This is a genomic window from Vibrio genomosp. F10 str. ZF-129 (assembly GCF_000287055.2).
Classification (GTDB): domain Bacteria; phylum Pseudomonadota; class Gammaproteobacteria; order Enterobacterales; family Vibrionaceae; genus Vibrio.
In genome coordinates, this window is record NZ_AJYQ02000057.1 from 1 (window position 1) to 20,129 (window position 20,129).

The 20,129-nt window shown below is 44.7% G+C and carries 20 protein-coding genes; 14 read left to right on the forward strand and 6 right to left on the reverse strand.

Annotated features, from left to right (window positions below; genetic code table 11):
- Nucleotides 1-755, reverse strand: a 755-nt coding sequence (locus A1QO_RS06235) for an adenylosuccinate synthetase (protein ID WP_017041390.1), incomplete at its 3' end; no start/stop codon positions are given.
- 139 nt (nucleotides 756-894) lie between these two features.
- Between A1QO_RS06235 and A1QO_RS06240 the strand changes: the two genes are divergently transcribed.
- A complete protein-coding gene (locus A1QO_RS06240; RefSeq protein WP_017041391.1) occupies nucleotides 895-1,845 on the forward strand; it encodes a LysR family transcriptional regulator in 951 nt (316 codons plus the stop codon).
- 10 nt (nucleotides 1,846-1,855) lie between these two features.
- On the opposite strand, the gene A1QO_RS06245 is transcribed toward A1QO_RS06240, so the two are convergent.
- Nucleotides 1,856-3,067, reverse strand: a complete 1,212-nt coding sequence (locus tag A1QO_RS06245) for a multidrug effflux MFS transporter (RefSeq protein WP_017036413.1) — start codon at nucleotides 3,065-3,067, stop codon at nucleotides 1,856-1,858.
- A 283-nt stretch (nucleotides 3,068-3,350) separates the two neighbouring features.
- Here A1QO_RS06245 and A1QO_RS06250 point away from each other — a divergent pair, with 283 nt between their 5' ends.
- The 3 genes from A1QO_RS06250 to A1QO_RS06260 all read left to right on the forward strand — a co-directional run bounded on the left by A1QO_RS06250 (nucleotide 3,351) and on the right by A1QO_RS06260 (nucleotide 5,637).
- On the forward strand, nucleotides 3,351-3,785 hold the full coding sequence (locus tag A1QO_RS06250) for a DUF3010 family protein (RefSeq protein WP_017036412.1): 435 nt from the start codon (nucleotides 3,351-3,353) through the stop codon (nucleotides 3,783-3,785).
- A gap of 183 nt (nucleotides 3,786-3,968) precedes the next feature.
- Complete coding sequence (locus tag A1QO_RS06255; protein ID WP_017038267.1) at nucleotides 3,969-4,856, forward strand: patatin-like phospholipase family protein; 888 nt, start codon at nucleotides 3,969-3,971, stop codon at nucleotides 4,854-4,856.
- Nucleotides 4,857-4,983: 127 nt separating this feature from the next.
- Nucleotides 4,984-5,637 (forward strand): HAD family hydrolase, encoded by a 654-nt coding sequence (locus tag A1QO_RS06260; RefSeq protein ID WP_017038268.1) that lies wholly within the window; start codon nucleotides 4,984-4,986, stop codon nucleotides 5,635-5,637.
- Nucleotides 5,638-5,726: 89 nt separating this feature from the next.
- On the opposite strand, the gene A1QO_RS06265 is transcribed toward A1QO_RS06260, so the two are convergent.
- Nucleotides 5,727-6,644 (reverse strand): LysR family transcriptional regulator, encoded by a 918-nt coding sequence (locus A1QO_RS06265; RefSeq protein WP_017038269.1) that lies wholly within the window; start codon nucleotides 6,642-6,644, stop codon nucleotides 5,727-5,729.
- A 197-nt stretch (nucleotides 6,645-6,841) separates the two neighbouring features.
- Nucleotides 6,842-8,704: a methyl-accepting chemotaxis protein gene (locus A1QO_RS06270; RefSeq protein ID WP_017036409.1), complete on the reverse strand. Its 1,863-nt coding sequence runs from the start codon at nucleotides 8,702-8,704 to the stop codon at nucleotides 6,842-6,844.
- Nucleotides 8,705-8,958: 254 nt separating this feature from the next.
- Here A1QO_RS06270 and A1QO_RS06275 point away from each other — a divergent pair, with 254 nt between their 5' ends.
- Nucleotides 8,959-9,465: a hypothetical protein gene (locus tag A1QO_RS06275; protein ID WP_017041392.1), complete on the forward strand. Its 507-nt coding sequence runs from the start codon at nucleotides 8,959-8,961 to the stop codon at nucleotides 9,463-9,465.
- Between the two features lie 3 nt (nucleotides 9,466-9,468).
- Nucleotides 9,469-10,500 carry an HlyD family secretion protein gene (locus A1QO_RS06280; RefSeq protein ID WP_017039417.1) on the forward strand — a complete coding sequence of 344 codons (1,032 nt, stop codon included), beginning with the start codon at nucleotides 9,469-9,471 and terminating at the stop codon, nucleotides 10,498-10,500.
- 102 nt (nucleotides 10,501-10,602) lie between these two features.
- On the opposite strand, the gene A1QO_RS06285 is transcribed toward A1QO_RS06280, so the two are convergent.
- Complete coding sequence (locus tag A1QO_RS06285) at nucleotides 10,603-11,421, reverse strand: LysR family transcriptional regulator (RefSeq protein WP_017036406.1); 819 nt, start codon at nucleotides 11,419-11,421, stop codon at nucleotides 10,603-10,605.
- A gap of 249 nt (nucleotides 11,422-11,670) precedes the next feature.
- Between A1QO_RS06285 and A1QO_RS06290 the strand changes: the two genes are divergently transcribed.
- A complete protein-coding gene (locus tag A1QO_RS06290; RefSeq protein WP_017041393.1) occupies nucleotides 11,671-12,900 on the forward strand; it encodes an outer membrane protein transport protein in 1,230 nt (409 codons plus the stop codon).
- Nucleotides 12,901-12,926: 26 nt separating this feature from the next.
- Nucleotides 12,927-13,613 carry a hypothetical protein gene (locus A1QO_RS06295; protein ID WP_017038274.1) on the forward strand — a complete coding sequence of 229 codons (687 nt, stop codon included), beginning with the start codon at nucleotides 12,927-12,929 and terminating at the stop codon, nucleotides 13,611-13,613.
- Nucleotides 13,614-13,692: 79 nt separating this feature from the next.
- Here A1QO_RS06295 and A1QO_RS06300 read toward each other — a convergent pair whose 3' ends face one another.
- Nucleotides 13,693-14,892: a sugar efflux transporter gene (locus tag A1QO_RS06300; RefSeq protein WP_017039455.1), complete on the reverse strand. Its 1,200-nt coding sequence runs from the start codon at nucleotides 14,890-14,892 to the stop codon at nucleotides 13,693-13,695.
- A gap of 192 nt (nucleotides 14,893-15,084) precedes the next feature.
- On the opposite strand from A1QO_RS06300, the gene A1QO_RS06305 reads away from it, so the two are divergent.
- The 6 genes from A1QO_RS06305 to A1QO_RS06330 all read left to right on the forward strand — a co-directional run bounded on the left by A1QO_RS06305 (nucleotide 15,085) and on the right by A1QO_RS06330 (nucleotide 20,100).
- A complete protein-coding gene (locus A1QO_RS06305) occupies nucleotides 15,085-15,969 on the forward strand; it encodes an AraC family transcriptional regulator (protein ID WP_017036402.1) in 885 nt (294 codons plus the stop codon).
- Nucleotides 15,970-16,146: 177 nt separating this feature from the next.
- The gene (gene yhfZ, locus A1QO_RS06310; protein ID WP_017036401.1) at nucleotides 16,147-17,043 is read left to right on the forward strand and encodes a GntR family transcriptional regulator YhfZ; all 897 of its coding nucleotides are present in this window, start codon (nucleotides 16,147-16,149) and stop codon (nucleotides 17,041-17,043) included.
- 42 nt (nucleotides 17,044-17,085) lie between these two features.
- A complete protein-coding gene (locus A1QO_RS06315; protein WP_017036400.1) occupies nucleotides 17,086-17,502 on the forward strand; it encodes a hypothetical protein in 417 nt (138 codons plus the stop codon).
- A gap of 5 nt (nucleotides 17,503-17,507) precedes the next feature.
- Complete coding sequence (locus A1QO_RS06320; protein WP_017036399.1) at nucleotides 17,508-18,383, forward strand: hydrolase; 876 nt, start codon at nucleotides 17,508-17,510, stop codon at nucleotides 18,381-18,383.
- A 46-nt stretch (nucleotides 18,384-18,429) separates the two neighbouring features.
- Nucleotides 18,430-18,789 carry a DUF2620 domain-containing protein gene (locus tag A1QO_RS06325; protein ID WP_017038277.1) on the forward strand — a complete coding sequence of 120 codons (360 nt, stop codon included), beginning with the start codon at nucleotides 18,430-18,432 and terminating at the stop codon, nucleotides 18,787-18,789.
- A 9-nt stretch (nucleotides 18,790-18,798) separates the two neighbouring features.
- The gene (locus A1QO_RS06330) at nucleotides 18,799-20,100 is read left to right on the forward strand and encodes a YhfT family protein (protein ID WP_017036397.1); all 1,302 of its coding nucleotides are present in this window, start codon (nucleotides 18,799-18,801) and stop codon (nucleotides 20,098-20,100) included.
- The last annotated feature ends 29 nt before the right edge of the window (nucleotides 20,101-20,129 follow it).

Sequence of the window (20,129 nt, forward strand, 5' to 3'; positions counted from 1 at the left end):
CTGCCTATACCAGCGTATGCGGCGGTCACATTCGATGAGGTGGTCCAAGGATATTCGCCATAAACCAAGTCACGCCCCGCGCCCAATTGTGCTTCAAACAGTAGGTTTTCATTATTCGCTTGCAGCGCTTTCAAAGGTTCGGTGACGTTACAGATAAACGGACGCCACGTTTTCGTGACTTCCAGTAACCATGCAGTGAGTTCGGCGGCGTTTTCTGTGTAATCACACTCGGGATAAAGCGCTTTAAGCTGAGGCATTTTCCAGTCGAGCATGAATTGAATACGCTGCTCTAACACCTCTGGTTGGTTCAACCACCCAACGAGAATGCCTTTTTTCATCACACGGTCGCCGTAAGCAGGAGCAATACCCTGACGAGTAGACCCATAGGCAGCATCGCCAAGTCTTTGTTCTTCTAACGTATCTTCCAATGCATGAAGAGGAAGACACAAGGTCGCGCGGTCAGAAATACGTAAATTAACATTCACCCCCGCAGCCTCAACTTCAGCGATTTCTTCACTCAGTGCCGCTGGGCTAATCACCATGCCTGGGCCAAGAACGGCGATACAATTCGGATTAAAGATACCACTGGGTAATTGGTGAAGTTTAAACGTACCAAAATCATTAACAACGGTGTGGCCCGCATTATTACCACCTTGAAAACGCACACTGGCAGAGGCGTCGGAGGCTAAAAAATCAACAATACGACCTTTTCCTTCATCACCCCAATTGGCACCTACAACAACAATAGACGACATAAACTTTCTCCGAATTGATTAAGAAATCATCTTAGTTCTGTCGATTGAATAAGAGAAATTAATTATAATGATTAACTTGATAAGAAAGTCATATAGACTAGCCGTACATCGGTAGGCTAACTCACATGAAGGTGTAAGAATGCTCGACATCCATTGGCTTAAAACGTTCGTCACGTTGGCGGATTACAAACATTTTGGTAAAGCAGCGATTGCGTTACATATGACACAACCGAATGTAAGCCTGCACCTGAAACAACTCGAGCAAGCCACAGGGGTAAAACTCATTGAACGAAGCCCCTTCCACCTGACTCAAGCGGGAGAGCGTTTATTAACCAGTAGCCAACGGACACTTCAAGAGTTACAGGTTTGCCAAGCGGATCTCAACGCTTTAAATGACTTAGATAAAGGCACAATCACCATCGCAGCCAGCGACATTATTTCTCGCATGTTGCTCATTGAAGCATTTAAGCTGTTTAAAGAACAGTATCCAGGCATCGATATTGCGTTGTTAAACACCACCTCATCCCAAGCCTCTGAACTCGTTAAAAATGCCGAGGCTGACCTTGGATTTGTCATCTTCCAAAAACAGACTCAGCCACTGCATTTTGTTGAGCTACAACAAGTAAAATGGGTAGCGTTAGGTCAAGGATTTGAACAAAACATAGCACTGAATAATCAGAAAGGCCGCCAAAGAAACGACCAGAAAGATGATCAGACAAACAGTAAGGTAGTGAACCAGCAAGACAAAGAGTTAACTCTCATCTTGCTCGGTCATGATACGCGTACACGAGAGTTGATTGACAACGCCTTGCCTAAGCTGAATCTATCCAACTACCGAGTCATGGAAGTGGGCAGCGTAGATGCACAAATTGATTGGGCAGAAGCCGGATTTGGCGTCGCAATCGTTCCAGAGTTTGCGATATCTCCCCACAAGAATATCACTTCTCAAGTGACACCTTTGCCAGATTTTCCCACCACAGATCTTGGTTACATTGTTCGGCAAAATCAGATTTTATCTAAGGCAACCAAACAGCTGCTTCATTGGGTGAACGATGGTATTTCTGCCATGCACAGCCGTAACATAAAATAGTGGGGAGTCACTATCGTGCCTCAGAATTTTGCCGTGCCTCAGAATTTTGCGCGTCCAAACAGCGAAACCCACGCAGAATATTACTCAATGTCATCGCAGCAAACACCACAATCACCAGCGACAGATGCCACGCTTGGTCTAGCCCCAGTAAAACCAGCCCCATGCTCACAATGGAAGAGATCACCATTTGCCCACCGCCAGACATCGCCGCCGCCGCCCCTGCATTTTTTTTATAAGGTTGCATGACCAACGCTTGCGAACAAGGTAAAGCAATACCATTGCCCAAAATCATCAATAGCTGACCAAGCATCAAATACAACGGTTCAACAGGGCAAAAGAACAGCCATATCGCCGCACAAAGGTGCAAGACTGGCGTACAAAGTAACATTTTTTTACTGCCAATGATGGGGCGAACTCGATTACAAAGACTGGTGCCGACCAGCATGCCAAGCGCAGGGATCAAAGCCCATAATGCGTATTGATCCGATGTCATACCAATTTGGTTTTGCATGATAAACGGCATCACAGACACCGTCGTGATCATCAGGCTAAAGTTCAGCCAACTAATACTGGCAAAGCTCATAAAGTAGCGAGAGGTTAATAGCTCGCGATATTGCAGTAATACCTTTTTAGGCGATGGAATTGGGCTGCGCTCTGTAATGGTTTCCTTAAATCTCAGGGCAAAGATAATCCAAGTAAAAAAGACATACCCCAGCAATGATGTGAACACCATACTCCAACCGAAGTGGAAGTTAATAAACCCACCCAGGACAGGGGCAAACAAAGGGGTAATCGAAGCGACCATGGCAATGTACGACATGGCGATAGGCAAATCAGCACCACTAAAACGATCTCGGGTTGACGCTCTCGCGAGCACGGCGCAGCAGCCTGTGCCTAACCCTTGAAGAAAACGTCCAGCCACCATGCCTGTAAATGAATGGCTAAAGTAGATGATCATCACAAGCCCCAACGTGGCAATGAACAGCCCGGTCAACAATACCTTTTTACGCCCCAGCGCATCCGAGATCGGCCCATACAAAAATTGAGAGGGGCCAAAGCCAAGTAAGTACACACTGACCAAAAGTTGGGCGTGTTCCAAAGAAATATCAAAGTCTTTCGCTATCCACGGCAATGATGGGAAAACCAACCCCATACTCAACTGCCCGACACTGATCACTAAGCAAGCGAGTAAGATGGTTTTAAACTCAAACGGTTTACTCATGATTTAAGTGGCTCCCAAGATCAACCTCATTCTTATTGCTCTTTTTTCTGCCATCCAGCCAAACTTTCCACGTGTCTCTTGTTCTTGCCCATCGCATTCACACACCTCTGATATTGATCCAGCCGACTCGATAGATTAACAGATTGTATTGACCTAAAGCTCAAGCGGATCAAACAATAACGAGGAATGAAGCAAAACGAAACAAGAAACCCCAACAGTTATGCTGGTCTAGAGAGGGGAATAGCCTCTATAATGTCGACGTCTAAAGTAAAAAGGTAATAAAATGAAAATTTGTGGTGTTGAGATCAAAGGTAATGACGCGGTGATTTGCCTACTTTCATTGTCTGACGGTGTCTTTAATATTCCTGACTGTCGTGTTTCTAAAGTGTCTATTGCGAACGGCAACGATACTCAACAAATGAGAGATTTTCAGTTTTCTTTCGCTAAATTGATGGAAGACTACCAAGTCGACAAAGTGGTGATTCGTCAACGTCAAACCAAGGGTAAATTCGCGGGTGGTGGTTATGGCTTCAAACTAGAAGCGGCTATCCAACTGATCAGCGATCTCGATGTCGAAGTGGTTGCACCCAACGACATTAAAGAGAAACTGAAGCGCAATCCTATGCCGGTTAAATTCAGCGAAACAGGCTTAAAACAGTACCAAGAAGCACCGTTCATGACCGCTTATGGATGCATTATGGCTCATAAATATTCTTAGTCGAATACAATTATTGAGCTAAAAACGCCATACCACATGCTTGTGATAAATAAGCGGTATGGCTTTTTTGTGTCTGCAAAATGACATCGCTTTCACCTATCAAATCAATACATAGAACCCATTATCCAAAGTGATTCGCTAACGCTACTCTAGCTGCAAGATTGATTGACAGAGAAGCCCCCGATGACCACTTCTACCCTACCCCAAAAAGCCCTTATCGTTGAAGGCGGAGCAATGCGCGGTATTTTTGCCAGTGGCGTGCTTGATTCCTTCATGGACAACCAATTTCTGCCTTACGATTTTGCTATCGGTGTGTCGGCTGGGGCAACCAATTTAATCGGTTATCTCGGGCATTCCCCTAAACGCAGCGCCAAAGTGATTACTCAGCTTGCTACCGACAAACATTTCTATAGCCCGCTTCGTTTTGCAAAAGGGGGCAATTTGGTCGATGTCCGTTGGCTTTGGGAGCAATCCAATAGAGCGTTTCCTTTGGATTGGGACCGATTATTTCATTCTATTCCCATGTACGCTGCGGTCACCAATATCGAAACAGGCTACGCTGATTATTACCATGTTCAGCCCAGTAATCTCGGCCAAGTCATTGAAGCAACCACCGCACTTCCCGTTGCTTATAAAGAGACGCCTTGTTTCTCTGGCCGCTGCTACACAGATGGAGGAGTTTCAGACTCGATTCCGGTTCAAGAGGCTTATCGACGAGGAGCGACAGAAATCACCGTGATTTTATCTCATCCATTGAGCTATCAAATGAGTCCTGTAAAACATCCGTGGATGATAAAAAGACTGCTGGCGAAGTACCCCAATATCGCCCGTGCAATGCTCAAGCGTGCCGATAACTACAATCGTTCATTGGAATTTATCCGAAACCCACCCTGTGACGTACAAATTCGAGTAATAGCACCGCCAGAGGATTTTGCAGTAAGACGACTGACTATGAATCAAAAGACATTAAAAGCAGGTTACGAAATGGGCGTAACAGAAGGGAAACAGCACCTTGCCAGCTTACAAGGCGTATTTGGGCTCGATGAAGAGAATTGTCACTTTTGTTTGTGAAGGCTTAAATAACTGGGGGCTTTAGTTCAAGAATCTCAAAAGCGGAAAGGAGAGTGCGTATGGTTGTCTTTAATGAAACATGACACAATGCACGCCCTGTACTGAACAAAGCAAAGAAACAAGCATAATGAAATTTGAAGCCGCTATTTTTGACATGGATGGATTACTTCTCGATACCGAGCGAGTGTGTATGTCGATTTTTAAAGAAGCGTGCCGAGCGCAAAATGTGCCTTTTTTGGAAGAGGTCTATTTATCTATCATTGGACGAAATTCAGCCGGTATTGAAGCGGTCATTCGAGAAGGCTATGGTCCCGATCTTGACTACCCTGCTTTGCATGTTGAGTGGCGAGATCGGTATAACGCTGTGGTCAAACATCAAGCCATCCCCGTTAAAGATGGCGTGGTTGAGCTGCTGACTTGGTTAAAGGCGAATAACGTACCGACAGCCGTTGCAACATCGACTCAAAAAGAGGTCGCGGAAATAAAACTAAGGCTTGCTGGTCTTGACCACTTTTTCGATAACCTAACAACTGGCTGTGAAGTTCAGCACGGCAAGCCACACCCTGAAATCTATCTGCTCGCTGCTGAACGTTTACATGTGGATCCTAAACACTGCTTAGCATTTGAAGATTCAAATAATGGGGTTCGTGCCGCCATTGCTGCCGATATGCTCACCTACCAAATTCCCGATTTGGTTCAGCCTTGCCAGGAAGTCCTTGCATTGTCACCTTTGGTGCGCTCGTCACTTCATGTTGTTTTAGAAGAACTCAAGTTAGCCTAGACAACATCGAGGCCACACAAAAAATGGCAATATCAAAAACCGATAGTGAATTGCTTCTCTATCGGTTTTTTAAGCCATGCATAAGAATGTTACTTTAGCATTATAGGGGGGATCACCGAATCACAAATCGACTCTATCCATTTGAATTTCTGTGATTTTAGATACTTACTGTTGTATAAAAGCCCAACTTTTATCTCGTTACGTTTCTCTATTCCCGACACTTCAACATAGCTGTATCGTTCATTATCAATCACTGCCATCAAAGACTTAGGCGCGACAAATACCATATCGGATCGAAGAACAATATTGAGAATCGGATTGATGTCTTGGCACCTAAACTTAGGCTTGAAGTTATGTTGTGTATCAACAAAATCAGCCAGTAACATACTCTTATGGTTAAAGTCAGGGTCGACCAAGCCACCAACGTCATAATTAAAAACCTCATTAACCGATACCGTTTGACCTTCTAATTCATGTCCTTTACGCACAATACCCACAAAATTAAGCAAACCTATCGGTATCTGTCTCAATTCTTTAGACACATCTAGTGGGTAATAGCTGATTGCAAAGTCTAATTCACCATTGATCAATTCAGCGGCGGTTTTGGCTGAGTAATTCAAAAGTTCGACCGTTACGTTTGGCGCAGAATGGGTAATAGCCTCACAAATTTGGTATCCATGAGTTTCAATTAAAAAGCCATTCATAGCCATTTTAATCACACCCACTTGTTTCTCGGGCAAAAACTCTTCACCTGCTAAAGCCTCCGTCAAATCGTCAAAGACTTTCGGTAACCGTTCTGCAAGTTCTTCACCTTTGGGAGTGAGTTTGAGTCCGCGAGATTGGCGAATAAACAGAGGATCGCCGAGTTGGTCTCTTAGCTTGGCTAGGTTTCGACTGACAGCAGGTTGGCTTGTATTTAGACGTTCAGCCGCCCGGTTGGTGTTTTTTTCTTGCAACAGAACCAATAAGGTTTTCAGTAAATTCAAGTCAATCTGCTGGAGGTTCATCAGTGTGCCTTTTTGGGAACGCAATTAAATGAATGGCGTTAGTGTAGTCTCCTCGTAATGCTACGAGGAAAGTTCTGTTATATCAATAATGACATAGCAATACATTTCATTGTGAAATGAGATGGGTTCCAATAAGTCACCAATTGAAACCTATCCTACATCGATCAATAAAAACATCGTTCTAGATTGTTCTAATTTCAAACAATAAACTGATTGAGCTGCTTATTTTGATCTTCAATATGCGCAGACTGTTTCAGTACCTGCTGACTCGTGTGCGTCGATTTTTCTGTCACTCTATCAGACAGATCTTTAATGCTTACAGTGTTATTGTTGATCTCTTCCGCAACCAAGCTCTGCTCTTCCGCTGCTGAGGCTATCTGAATGTTCATCTCAGTGATCGAAGAAATAGCATGTCGTATATCTTCTAGCGCATGGTTGGCCGTTTGTGCTTGTTCTACGGTCGACATCGCTAGCTCATGGCTTATATTCATTGTTTGAGTGACGGATTGCGACCCTTGTTGGAGTTTATCAATCATCGTCCTTATCTCAGTGGTCGAGTCTTGCGTGCGCTGAGCAAGAGTTCTGACCTCATCAGCCACAACGGCAAAACCACGGCCAGAATCACCAGCTCGTGCGGCTTCAATCGCTGCATTCAATGCTAATAAATTCGTTTGATCAGCGATTTCGTTAATCACTCTCACAATGGATTCAATGTCTCCAATTGAGCTTCCAAGCGCCTGAACCGCAACCATTGAATCATCCAATTGGTCACCTAAGTTTTGAATCGCTTGTGTGGTTTCAAGAACAATGCTGCTGCCTTTGGTTGCCGCTAAATCCGCAGTTTGTGCCGATTCTGCTGCGCTTTGAGCATTTTGAGCGACCAACCCTGACGTCGTTGACATTTCATTCATTGCCGTCGCTAATTGTTCGACTTCTTGCAACTGAGTGTGTAACAGCCCCTCCGAATCTTTCGCGCTATTGGCTGCCACCGTTGAATACTCGGTAATGTAAGTCGCGGTTTGCTTGGTGCCTTGAATCAGCTCTTGAATCACCTCGACAAAGCCATTAAAACTGATCGCCAACTCTTTAAACTCTTGATCGGTATCGGTATTGAGTCGTTTTGTCAGATCACCATCACCAGATGCCACATTTTTCATTGCTTTATTAAGTTCAGAAAGCGGACGCATCAGTATTTTTAACATTCCGATGTATGCGAGGCTAGAGATCACCAAAAGGGCTAAAAATACCACCAGCATAGTGTTTCGCATCTCTTCAAGCGCCGAGTGCATTTCATCGTAGGGTAATAACATCCCAACCAACCAATTTTCGCCTGAGACCTTGTTAAAACCTAGATAGTAATTGACACCTTGAATGTCTACCAACTCTGTTTTATCACTCATCACACCTTGGCCCGTCACAACGGATATGTGCTTACCGTTAAACTTACTGTTCGGGTGCGCAATAACCGTCCCGTCACCATCAACCACAAAAACCGTTGCATGGTTAAGTTTGACGTTCGAGATTAACGTCGCGATTGAAGTTAAATCCACATCAAAAAATGAGACACCTAACAAACCATCAGAATGATAAACGGGTTGAGAAATTGAAATAAGAACAGCGCCGGTCCCCTCATCAACGTAAGGGTCGGTAATCTGCTGACCTCGGCCGCTTTTTGCGGCTTGATACCAAGGGCGAGTGCGAGAATCCCAGTTTGAAGGCGCGGTCCAACTCTTATCGTTATGGATAATGGCACCATCATGTTCGAAACCCATTCCCGATGTCACAAATACATTGCCGAGCGTAGATTGATCAAGTAATTGAGGGATGTCGTATGTGTCGGTAACAGCAAGCAATTCGGACAGATAATGAGCTAGGTTTCGCTTACCTTGTAGCTCACTATGAATCACTTCAGCAACCTGGCTAGAAGCAAGTTCAAGGTTGGACTGAATCGTTTTATCAACTTCACGGTTGGTCGTTCGATACTGAGTGAAACTGAGCACGGAAAGCCCTAACAAACTGACGAGTGTGCCTAGAACAAGAACTTTTGTACTAAATTTCATAGATTGTTTTCCGATAGTTTATAAGTAGATGATGATCTCGCGAGAGTGTAACGCTGAGTCGATGGCGCTAATAGGAATACCGCCTATTCCAAAACGTGCGTTTACGTGGCCCTACTAAACAGATAATAGTTACCGCCTGAAATCAAACAACGGCCTTTAAAAGTTGAGCTAAAACTCGGAATATCGGTTATTCCAAAAAAAATACCAATCCATGTAAAGTAGCCTTAAGATCAATAAATAAGGCACCAATCATCATGTCAACCAATAACGAAACCCTTGCGCCTGCGGATGGGCCATGGGCTAAATTGACTCGGACTGTCAAAACCATTGCCGTTTTTGTCATCAAAGCCATTATTGTCGTCGGTACTCTCGTCGGTTCATCAGTCTTGCTATCAAAACTTGGTACCGTTCACGGCAAAGACATCCCAGAAGAGTATTTCTCTAACGGGTATCCAACGATATTAAAGCTTCTCGATTCTGAGATTTTCATGGGCTTTGTTTTCTTTGTTACCGTTGCAATCATCATTTACATTATCTACCTGTTTTGGCAACTGCATGAAGTCGCAGTCCATAAAGCGGCTGAAATGTCGAGCGCGCATACACAAATCGTGTTTGCTCTGTCTCTATGTGGACTATTTATTGATAAAGCATGGTGGGTACTGGCCATCATCATCGCATTCGCGCGTTGGGATGTTCTTGCAAGAGAACTTTCAAACATCATTCGAAACGGCCGTAAACCAACAGCAAGTATTGAGGAATAAGCCATGAAAGAAATAATGCTCCCTTATGTCCTTATCTGTTGGATCTTAGTGAAAACAGGTGTCATTTCATGGACTTTACGTAACGCAGTGATCATCGTGGGCACCGGTGTCATGCTGGCGTTTGCACTTTTTACTGCTCACCGTTTTTGGTCACCAGCGGATTTAACCGACAGTACAACAGTCAAAGCCCCGCACGCCGTACTTAGCCCACTGATCGGTCAAGAAGTTGACCAAGTGTTCGTCGACCACAACCAAATGGTTAAAAAAGGCGATCTTATCTATACGCTCAAAGCGGAAGATACAGAAAACCAACTTGAAGGGTTAGATGCACAAATTAAAGCAGCACAAGCTGAAATTTTAGCGCTCACACTGAAAATCGAAAATGATGAGCGTAACCTTAACCGCTTGAAGAAGCTGAACGATTTTGCTCAGCAATCTACACGCGATGATTTGCAAACTAGTATTGAGTCCACTCACGCTCAGATTGCCTCAGCTAACGCTCAAATTCTTGCAATTGAAGCACAAATCGCAACCGCAAAATGGCAAAACGATCGTCGTGAGATTCGTGCTCCGTTTGATGGACAGCTATCAATTACCAACATCACTGACGGCACTCGCGTGGGTAACATGCACCTATACGATACCAGCAAAAAATTTGTTGAAATGCGTATTGCAGACCAAACGTTCCGTGGGATCCAAATTGGTCAGTTTGCAGAGTTCTACGTTGATGCCTATCCAGGTGAAATTTTCCGTGGCCGTGTACACAGTGTGACAACCGGTACAGGTGAAGCGCGTGTATCGGTACTCAACGGGTCACAACATGTTCGTCAGCATGTGGGGAATAACATGGGATCTCACGGCCGTACGATCGTCATTGAATTCCAAGAGCCAGAAGGCTATAACGTCCCTATCGGTGCTACAGGTTCAGGCTGGGTTTCAGCAGAAAAACCTCACCCTATGCTTGGCTTTATGGATATCATTGGTGGCGCAACCGTTCGCTTGAAAGCCTACAAATCGTATCTATCAGCATTATAAGCGCCATCTCATTCTTTGAGAGGCCATGGTAGTTTTAGAGGAACAACGAAAAAGGGAAGCCCTCAATTGGCTTCCCTTTTCTTCATTTAGTGACAAGCTGCTTTACTTATTTCGTTCAGTCCATGCTTCTACTTGATGGTTAATGATCGGTTCTACAATACTGCTGAGCCATTGCTGTTTTGGTGAGTGGCGCAAGGAAGCTTTCATGATCAAAGCAACATCCAAGTTGAGTTTATGGTGGGCTTCTGATTCAAAGTAAGGCTCATACTTTAATGTAAAACAATCGTCCATCAACTCGTTCATGACGACTTGGCTGTCGACAATGATACCCACTTCAATATTCGGGTCTAGTCGGCGAAAATGATCAGTCGTATCGTTCACACCAGGAATTAAGAATTTGACGTATTCACCTTCTGTATTCCCAGCAAAATAACCCGCTCCCGAATGAATGCGTTTCTGATAAAAAGCCTGGGGCTTATCGTTGATCGCGTGGACACCTAAATCGACTTCTTCATTTAAAATCAGCGATTCAGAATGATGCCCCCATTGGCGCAGTTCAATAAGCGCATTGGTCTCTTTTCTCAGAGTAGTAATGAGTTCTGTACCAACATTGTCTAAATAAGGGCTCACAACATGTAAGGTCACTTTGTCCAAAGACATAGGATCAAAACGTTCTGGTTCGAGAGCAATCGTAAGTTGCTCAAGCGCATTCCTTACCTTTGGCTCAATCGATTCTGCATAACTGGTGGGAACAAGGCCCATTGAGTTTCGTAAAAACAGCGGATCCCCTAAATCTTCGCGCAATTGCGACAGCACTTTGGATACGTAGGATTGAGAACGGCCCAATTTAGTCGCCGCTCTCTGAGTGGAACGGGTTTGCATCAGTGCTAAAAATACATGTAGGGTATTTAAATCATTCATCTATGACCTATCACTATTCTGTTGTCTTTGATATTTATTCATTCGTGAACCTGGCATCACTACCGAAACGCCCTTTCAATGTTCTCGTCGTTTTTAGCAAGCGACAATTGGAATAAGCTTTATTCCAATTGTACGGGAACGTTTCGTTACAATACAACGCTAATTTACCTGTCTGTGTCACAAGGATTCATAGGCTTTCGTTTGAGGCAAGGAAGCTTCTTTAAGAGTGATTCAATAATGAAAACATCAATGTCTCGTGCTCTACCGAAAAATAAAATGCGATCGGCTGTTCCTCTGTTTACTCTATCTCTTTTAAGCGCTGCTGTATTGAGCACGACGTCTGTTCATGCAAGTGGCATTTTTATGCAAGAAGCGATCATTGCCAATGCGGGCACCACGGGTGCGGGTGACGGCGTTTACACGCAATCCGCAGCCGCGATGTGGACAAACCCCGCCACCATGTCTCACATGGGTGAGAGCATGACGACAGTCAATACTCTACTGCTTGATCTAGAGATGAACTACGCTGATGCTGATCAAGGGGAAAGCGGCAAAGCGCATACACTTATGCCTTCTATCGGTGTCTTTCACGCACGTCAACTTAATGATGACGTGCACCTCGGCCTTGCTCTAGGCACCGTTGGTGGTTCGAGTGTTGATTACGGCAGTGATTGGACGGGCAGAAATTTAATGACAGATACGACCCTAACAGCCGTCCAATTTAACCCTTCTCTTAGCTTTCGAGTAACAGACCAAGTCTCTTGGGGTATCGGTGCGCAGTTTAGTTGGGCCTCATTAGAAATGGGGATGGCGTCAGGAAATGTTCAACTAGAGAAATCATCGGATTGGGCATACGGGTTCAATGCAGGTGTCATGTACAAGCAAAGCGAAAATCTGGATCTTGGCTTTAGTTTCCGTTCAAAAGTAGAACACGATTTCTCAACCAATATCAGTGGCCCTGGCGATATTAACCCAGCCGTTGCTTCTGAGCTGGCTGTTCCAGCCATTATCGACATCAGTGCAAGCTATGCCTCGACCAATCAGCTAAATATCCTCGCTTCGATTCAGCTTCATCGTTGGAGTGAATGGGATCAAACAGTGTTTGATTTTGGAAAACTAAATAACAACCCAATCGGCTTAAACTCTATTAACCGTGATTGGGATGACGTGTGGAAATTTGCACTGGGTGCAGATTATCAGTTGAACTCAGACTGGCGCTTGAAAGCGGGCTTCTCATACGAAACCTCACCACAAGATGACCCTAGCAAACAATGGGTTGATCTGCCTGTTGGCGACCAATACCGCTACTCCGTGGGCGCAAGTACCACTTGGGATGATTACACCTTTGATGTCTTCTACGAATACGCTGATCTAGGCTCTGTTGATATTGCTGAGCGTAATATTGGTCCTGCTAGTATTGGCATCAATGGTGCATTTGACGGTCGTATTCACTTCGTTGGTATGAGTGTGACTTTCTAAATCAGCACGCTTAAAAAGAAGAACTCATGAACAAACGTTTAGTCGGTTTGCTCTCTCTTAGCTTGTACGCATTCAGCGCGCAAGCTGAAGAAGAAAAGCATCACGAAGATCCAACCAAAATCGTCACTAAAGTCGGGATTGCCTACGTTGATGGTGTGCAGTTTTCAGGCTCAATTGGGCTCGATGATGCACGCATGATCAATGCTCGCATTAACGCCGACGGTGATGAGTGGCGTTTGGGAGGCTCTTGGTTACTGCCAATGGGGATTCTCAACTTTAACTTTAGCCGAGCAGAATATGAGCCAGAAGGGTATAAAAATAACTACAGTATTGGCTCATTCATACCGCTGAGTTACTTTGATATTACCCCGCTAGGCTGGCAAATTTTCCCGATGGCCGGTTACAGCTATAACGATGGCGAGATCGCAGGAAAAGACTCAGAGAGCGACAACGATTATGTGATGACCCGCTTCACCTCTCATGGCGGTTACTTGGGCATGTTTGCTCTAAAGCCGTTAAGTGAAAAGTGGTCATTGATGACCTTTGGTGGCGGCTCTATGGGTTCCGATAACTACTCTGGCTACTGGGTCGGTACAGGTCTTAGTCATAAACTCACCCAATCTCAATCGTTCAACTTCTTCGGAGTCATAGCGGATGATGACTTTGGTCAGAATAATAGAATCGGTATTTCTTACACTTACGAGTTTAAGTAACGTCGCCACCTCATCATTAAAAAGCGCAGGTCTCACCGCGCTTTTTCTGTATTTCGCTTAATCTCAATCCAATCAGACACTAATCTATGGCTAAATCCGGCTTGTCCGAGCTGCTTGCTTTTTGTCTTTTATCGACGACTTCAAACACCACCAACAAGACCGCCGCCACCACAACACCAATGAAACAAAGGTATAGAGCACTATGGTAGTTAAAGACCTCCGCGACTGCGCCCACGGCAATGCTCGACACTAACGTACTGACACTGAGCAAATTTGAGAATAACGTGGATGCTGTACCTAACCGATCTTTCATCATATCTTGCAGAGCGACCATTCCTATCGTCGCGCAAATACCAATGAAAAAGCCATTCAACACCTGCGCCGCTAACATGGCGACAAAACTGGTTTGCGACAACATCACAAGGTAAAAAGCCGCGCCAGAGACCACCGCCATCAACATCACCTTAATGGTGCCCACTTTCTCAGCCATTTTACCCGCAGCCAGCATAACGGGGATTTCACACGCGGCCGCCATGCCAAATAAAAGCCCCAGCCAGCTCACATTGACTTTTAGCTCCTGAGAGAGATACAACGGAATGCTGGTGATGTACAGATTGTTCGCCGAAAACGCGCACACAACAATCAAACAATAAAGCATCACCATGCCACTCAATGGTTTATGATCGACTTTCTCGGCACGTTCCTCTTTTGTCACGACATTACCCGGAATATATTTCGCAATAACCAGTATCGCGACCGACACCGTTATCGCTGATACGGCAAACGTCGCACCAAAGCCAAACTGAGCCTTCAGCATAAAAGCCATAGGCGGACCAAACACCCAGGCAATGGCCAATCCTGCCCGCATTTTGGCTAAAAAGCTCGTACTGTTGGCCACATGACGATCACCGTATTCACGGCCCAACGCAAACAACTGGCCAAACGAAGCCCCGCTCACACTACCAAACACCACCGCGACCGCAATCGCTAACCAGTAATCTCGAATCACGATAAAGCTCGATACCAAAATCAAATAGCTGGTGAGTGAAACCATCAAAATCGTTTTTCTATTCCAATGGCTATCAGACCGTTTGGCAATAAAATGGGACACAGAAACAGAACTCACGACCACCAACGTCATGTAAGCGCTGAGCATCATAGGTGTTGCACCCAATTCCTCGACGATGAATAAGCTCGACAGAGGATAGAAAAATGCACCACATAGCCCGGTAACGAATGCGGTGAAGATGAACAACATGGCCATTTTATTATCTTGCATAGTACAAAACCTAATCTTTAGAAAAAGCCCCAATCGGACTTTTTACGCTCGGTACAGTTTACTCAATGATTATGAATATGATTGATGTTATTCGAGCCACCTTTAATACTATTCGTTCAATTTTTCTCCATTCTTTGACAGAATAGGCCTATCCTATTAATCTAGCGCCTAACAAAAAAAGTGGGTATAACCATGAAACCATTTAAAGAACGCGTCCTCAATACACCAAGCTTTGACTGGGTAGTAAGAGAGTTTCACTGTCTCGCTGAAAAGGATGAGGTTTCTTGTTCGTGGCACTATCATTCAGAATATGAGTTGGTGCTATACCTTGATCCAGACAACGCGTTCCAGGGCAGCTTTTTTGCAGGGGATGCCATAGGTGATATACACCACAACACATTACTTCTTTATGGTCCAGGTGTGCCGCATATGTTGGCAGGGAAAAGCACCAAAGACGATTACCATCATCATACGATCATTGTCTGGCTCTCTCATCAGTGGTTAGAGCGCTTAATCGAATTGCTGCCTGAAGCAAGAGACATCAAACGCCTATTGGATAATTCGGCTTATGGGCTTTCTTTTGATAGTGCGACAACAAAAAAGGTCGCCGCTTTACTTGAGGGAGTCACCAAGCTGGATCGTCATTATCAAGCGGTAAAGGTCATTGAAATATTGATAGAATTGTCTGAAGGCACCCACTCAGAAAAGCTATCAGCAACACCGTATCGCATTAAACCCGTATCGGAAGATTCAGAGCTAAACCAGCGTATTGAGAGAGCATCTCGATATATTGAAAACCATTACAGTCAGGGCATTAAAATATCCGACTTGTGCCAAAAACTCCACATGAGCGAAAGCTCTGCCTATCGGATGTTTGAGAGGCACTATGGGATGAGCTTTTCTGAGCACCTGAAACAATATCGAATCGGAAAGTCATGCGAACTGCTCATTAACACCCGTTTTCCTATCGCTCTGGTCGCAGAAAAAACCGGTTTCAAAAACCTGTCTAATTTCAATCGTCAATTCAAAGAGTTGAAAACCATGACACCCTCTGAGTTTCGCCATCGATTCCGCTAATTCATGATAATTCTCTATTAACCTAATATTTTCAAAGAAAATTCCTTCCGATAACGATCGTTTTACGTTGTTGTTTCCCTGATAAATATCGAGATAGCTCACGTTTTGAACTCTTGTGACTTTTTATTGAGCAAATTAAAGTTTACCTTATCTTCAAAATAATGAAGATAAATAGATATGCCCATTAATTACATCAGCAAAGAAGGCTCGGCGATCATGAGCATCGCCCAATACCTGATGACCACGACAGAAGGCGATCGTCTAAGAACGATTGATTCACTCTCTGAAGAGTTTTCTGTATCGGTCGGCTTTATTCAAAAAGCGCTCACAACCATAGAGCAGCGTGGCGCCGTAATGCTTTCAAAACAAGGTCGCAACGGCACCTTTATCACTCAATTGGATTACAGAGAATTAGTTGGCTGTGCGGGTTTAAGCAATGTGGTGTGTGCAATGCCATTGCCTTATACCCGTCATTACGAAGGCCTGGCTAGTGGCTTAAAAGCACAAATTGGAGATTTACCGCTTTATTTTGCCCATATGCGAGGGGCAAGTGTTCGCGCTGAATGCCTAAGAAATGGGACATATGATGTAGCGATTATGTCGAAACTAGCAGCCAAAGAGCTAGCGAGTGGTTTGGTCACCGCCATTGATTTGGGTGCACATTCCTATTCACACGAACATCGGCTGATTTTCAAAAAAGGCCGCTACGAGAGCATTCGCCGTGTCGGTGTTGACCCAGATTCACCCGATCAAAAAATATTAACAAGCCAAGCTTTTGCTGATAAGGACATTGAAATAGTCGAAATACATTATGGGGAGAGTTTAGCTCACTTAACCAAGGGTGATATCGACGCCGTGGTCTGGTTACCAGAAGCGATTGAGATGGAAAAATATGACTTAGATGAACGTTCCCTGAGTCACGTGCCGGCTTGTCGAGACGCTTCAGAGGCCGTGATGTTAGTCAATGGAGCTTCATCACACCTGACTATTTTGTTAAGAAAACTATTGAGAACCGATCAATTGCGTGAACATCAAAATGCGGTTGTGGAAGGCACGATCATCCCTAGTTACTAGCGAATATCGACCGTCAATAAATGACACACTATAGAAATCAACATGGAACTAGGAACCAACATGGAACAACTCGGAGCCAGCATGGAACAACGATTCGCCCTTTTGTTACAAGCCAATGCCATCAGCCAAAGGGCACATAATGGTGGGCTACAAGCCTTAGCGTTGATCGACAAAGAGCTTGGTCTGCCACACGATAATGAGCAATACCAAATGGCATTGACTCACCTGTGCCGCGCCGCTGATCGTATTTGGCAAGGTGACGCCATCAAAGAAGGTTTGGATTCTGAAGTACTTGACGAAATATATGAGGATTCTGATGTCGATATCGTTTTGAATTTGCATAGCAAGGTTCTTAGTTCAATGGATTTAAACGCGGTTCCAACAGCGGAAGAAAGCTTCATGATTGCCAATATCTACTCCTTGTACCAAGTTGGAAAAACATTACAAAATCAGGAATAAGAACGATGATCGACAGTACCGGTTACACCTATTGCCATGAGCATCTACACATCGATTTGTCACCTCAGAAAGACGATATCGACTGCCGCCTAGACCAGTATCAACTGCTGTGTGATGAAATGATGGCGTTGCAAACTCGCGGGGTACGTAACATCGTTGAAGTCACTAATGCTTTTATGGGTAGAAATCCTCATTTTATTGAAAATTTAATGAGCGACACGGGTATCAATGTACTGCTCTCTACTGGGTTTTACATCGAAGGCTTTTTCCCTGATTCACTCTACACCATGAGTGTTCAACAAATTGCTCAGGGAATGATCAAAGAAATTGAAGTGGGGATAGACAATTCAAACCTCAAAGCAAGCGTCATTGGTGAAATTGGCAGCAGTGAAAATGGCTTTAGTGAAACCGAACAAAACGTCTTTCGTGGTGCTGCCATCGCTCATTTGGAGACCGGACGCCCTATTTCCACTCATCAATCAATGAGTACGATGGGAAAAGCGCAAATTGAGTTACTCAAAAGTTGCTCGGTGCCAATGAACAAAGTCACCATTGGGCACTGTGATTTACGAGACAACTTAGATGACATCCTTTGGATGCTCGACCAAGGGTGCTACATCCAGTTCGATACGATAGGAAAAAACAGCTATTACCCCGATACCCATCGCGCCGAATCACTCCGCATTCTGTGCGAACGAGGCTACGCAGAACAAATCATGCTATCGATGGATATAACAAGGCGATCGCATTTGAAAGGCAATGGTGGCCTAGGATTTAGCTACCTCATTGATGAATTTATTCCTCTGCTCAAAGAGCATGGGATCACCGATCACCAAATAAGCACCATGTTACAAACGAACCCTACACGCTTGTTTGGATAAAGAGCACATACGCTCACAAAAAACGACACATGACAAAGGACGACACATGAAAAAAATTGCCATCGCTGGTTTGCAACGAGAGCAAATTAGAGATCAGATCGAGGCATCCGCTCCGGGTGTATTTGAATGCCATATTTTGACGGATATGGACGCGGCTATGCGAGTAAAGTCTGGAGATATGGACTACTTCATTGGTTGCTGTAATACCGGCGCAGGCGGTGCGCTTGCTATGGCCATCGCCATCATTGGTTTTGGGCAGAGTTGCACCATTGCAAAACCAGCCATCAAAGCCAAAGAAGAGGAAGTAAAACAATTTATCGAAAAGGGCTACGTGGCCTTTGGTCTTTCCGTTGAACACATAGAGCATGCCGTACCAATGCTCACTGGATTACTTGCTGAACAGTAGGGAAATAATATGGATATTATGCACATAGGACTCGTTGCCACACTCTGCGCAATGACCGCTTTAATCGCTAACATGAGTGCGGCCGTGTTCCACGATGGGATTCGACCGATCTTACCTCAACTTGTTGAGGGCAATATGACAAGACGCGATGCTGGTTCCGTCGCCTTTGGTCTCTCTATTGGCTTCGTCGCATCGGTGGGAATTTCATTCACCTTATCGACCGGATTACTCAACCCTTGGCTGCTTTTCTTACCAACCGATATTCTCGGTGTCATGATCGGTAGCCGTTTCCTTGCCGCTGCCGCGGGTGGTCTATGGGGTATATTGGTCGTGACCTCATTAGCCGGTGTTAATGCCGTCTTAACAGGTCTACCCGTGGACGCGTTAGGTGCATTGGGCGAACTAGGTACGCCAGTTATGTCGGCCTTTGCACTGTTCCCATTGCTGGCTATTTTCTACCAATTTGGTTGGAGAGCCGGTGCAATCGCTGCGGTTGTCATCTTAATGTCTCGTCTTATGATCATTAAGCATACAGGCATTTACCCAGAATCGATTCAGATCTTTGTCGGCATGCTGATGTTGATCTTGTTCGCTATTCGCAAGGACCTTTCTGATCGAAAACAAGGTATTGCAGCGCCTGATATGTCTGGCCTTCATGGTTTGTTTGATGAACGCACCAAGCGAATTGTCAAAAACTTACCCTTCCTAGCGGTGACGGGTGCTCTCATTGCTGCGGTCTCTAATGTCGGTATTTTTGCAGGATCAGAAGTCTCTATTTATTCCCTCGCAGACGCGTACCAAATGACGGATCCTGACGCAAAAGAGGCGGCAATGAAACAGGTGGCTCTGTCTGAATTTATGCGTGGCCTAGGTTTTATACCATTAATTGCAACCACGGCTTTGGCCACCGGTGTATATGGTGTGGTTGGAATGACATTTGTCTTTGTCGTCGGTTATTTATCACCCAACGTGCCCGTCGCAGCAGTACTTGGGGCGATTACAATTTGTGCTGAAGTTTATCTACTGCGTGGAATAGGCCGTTTCTTAGAGCAATTCCCATCGATTCGAAATGCCTCAGACAATATCCGAAATTCGATGAATACCTTAATGGAATTTGCTTTATTAATTGGTGGGGTCTTGGCGGTAATGAAGATGGGCGCCACTACGGGTTTCACCATTTTCGCCATGCTGTTCTTCTTAAATGAAGTATTAGGAAGACCGGTATTGAAGATTGCTGCACCTGCTGTCGCCGCTATTCTCACTGGTGTTATTTTAAATATTCTTCATGTGCTGGGTTTATTTGCTCTGTAATCATGTGGAATAACGTAACTCACTGTAAA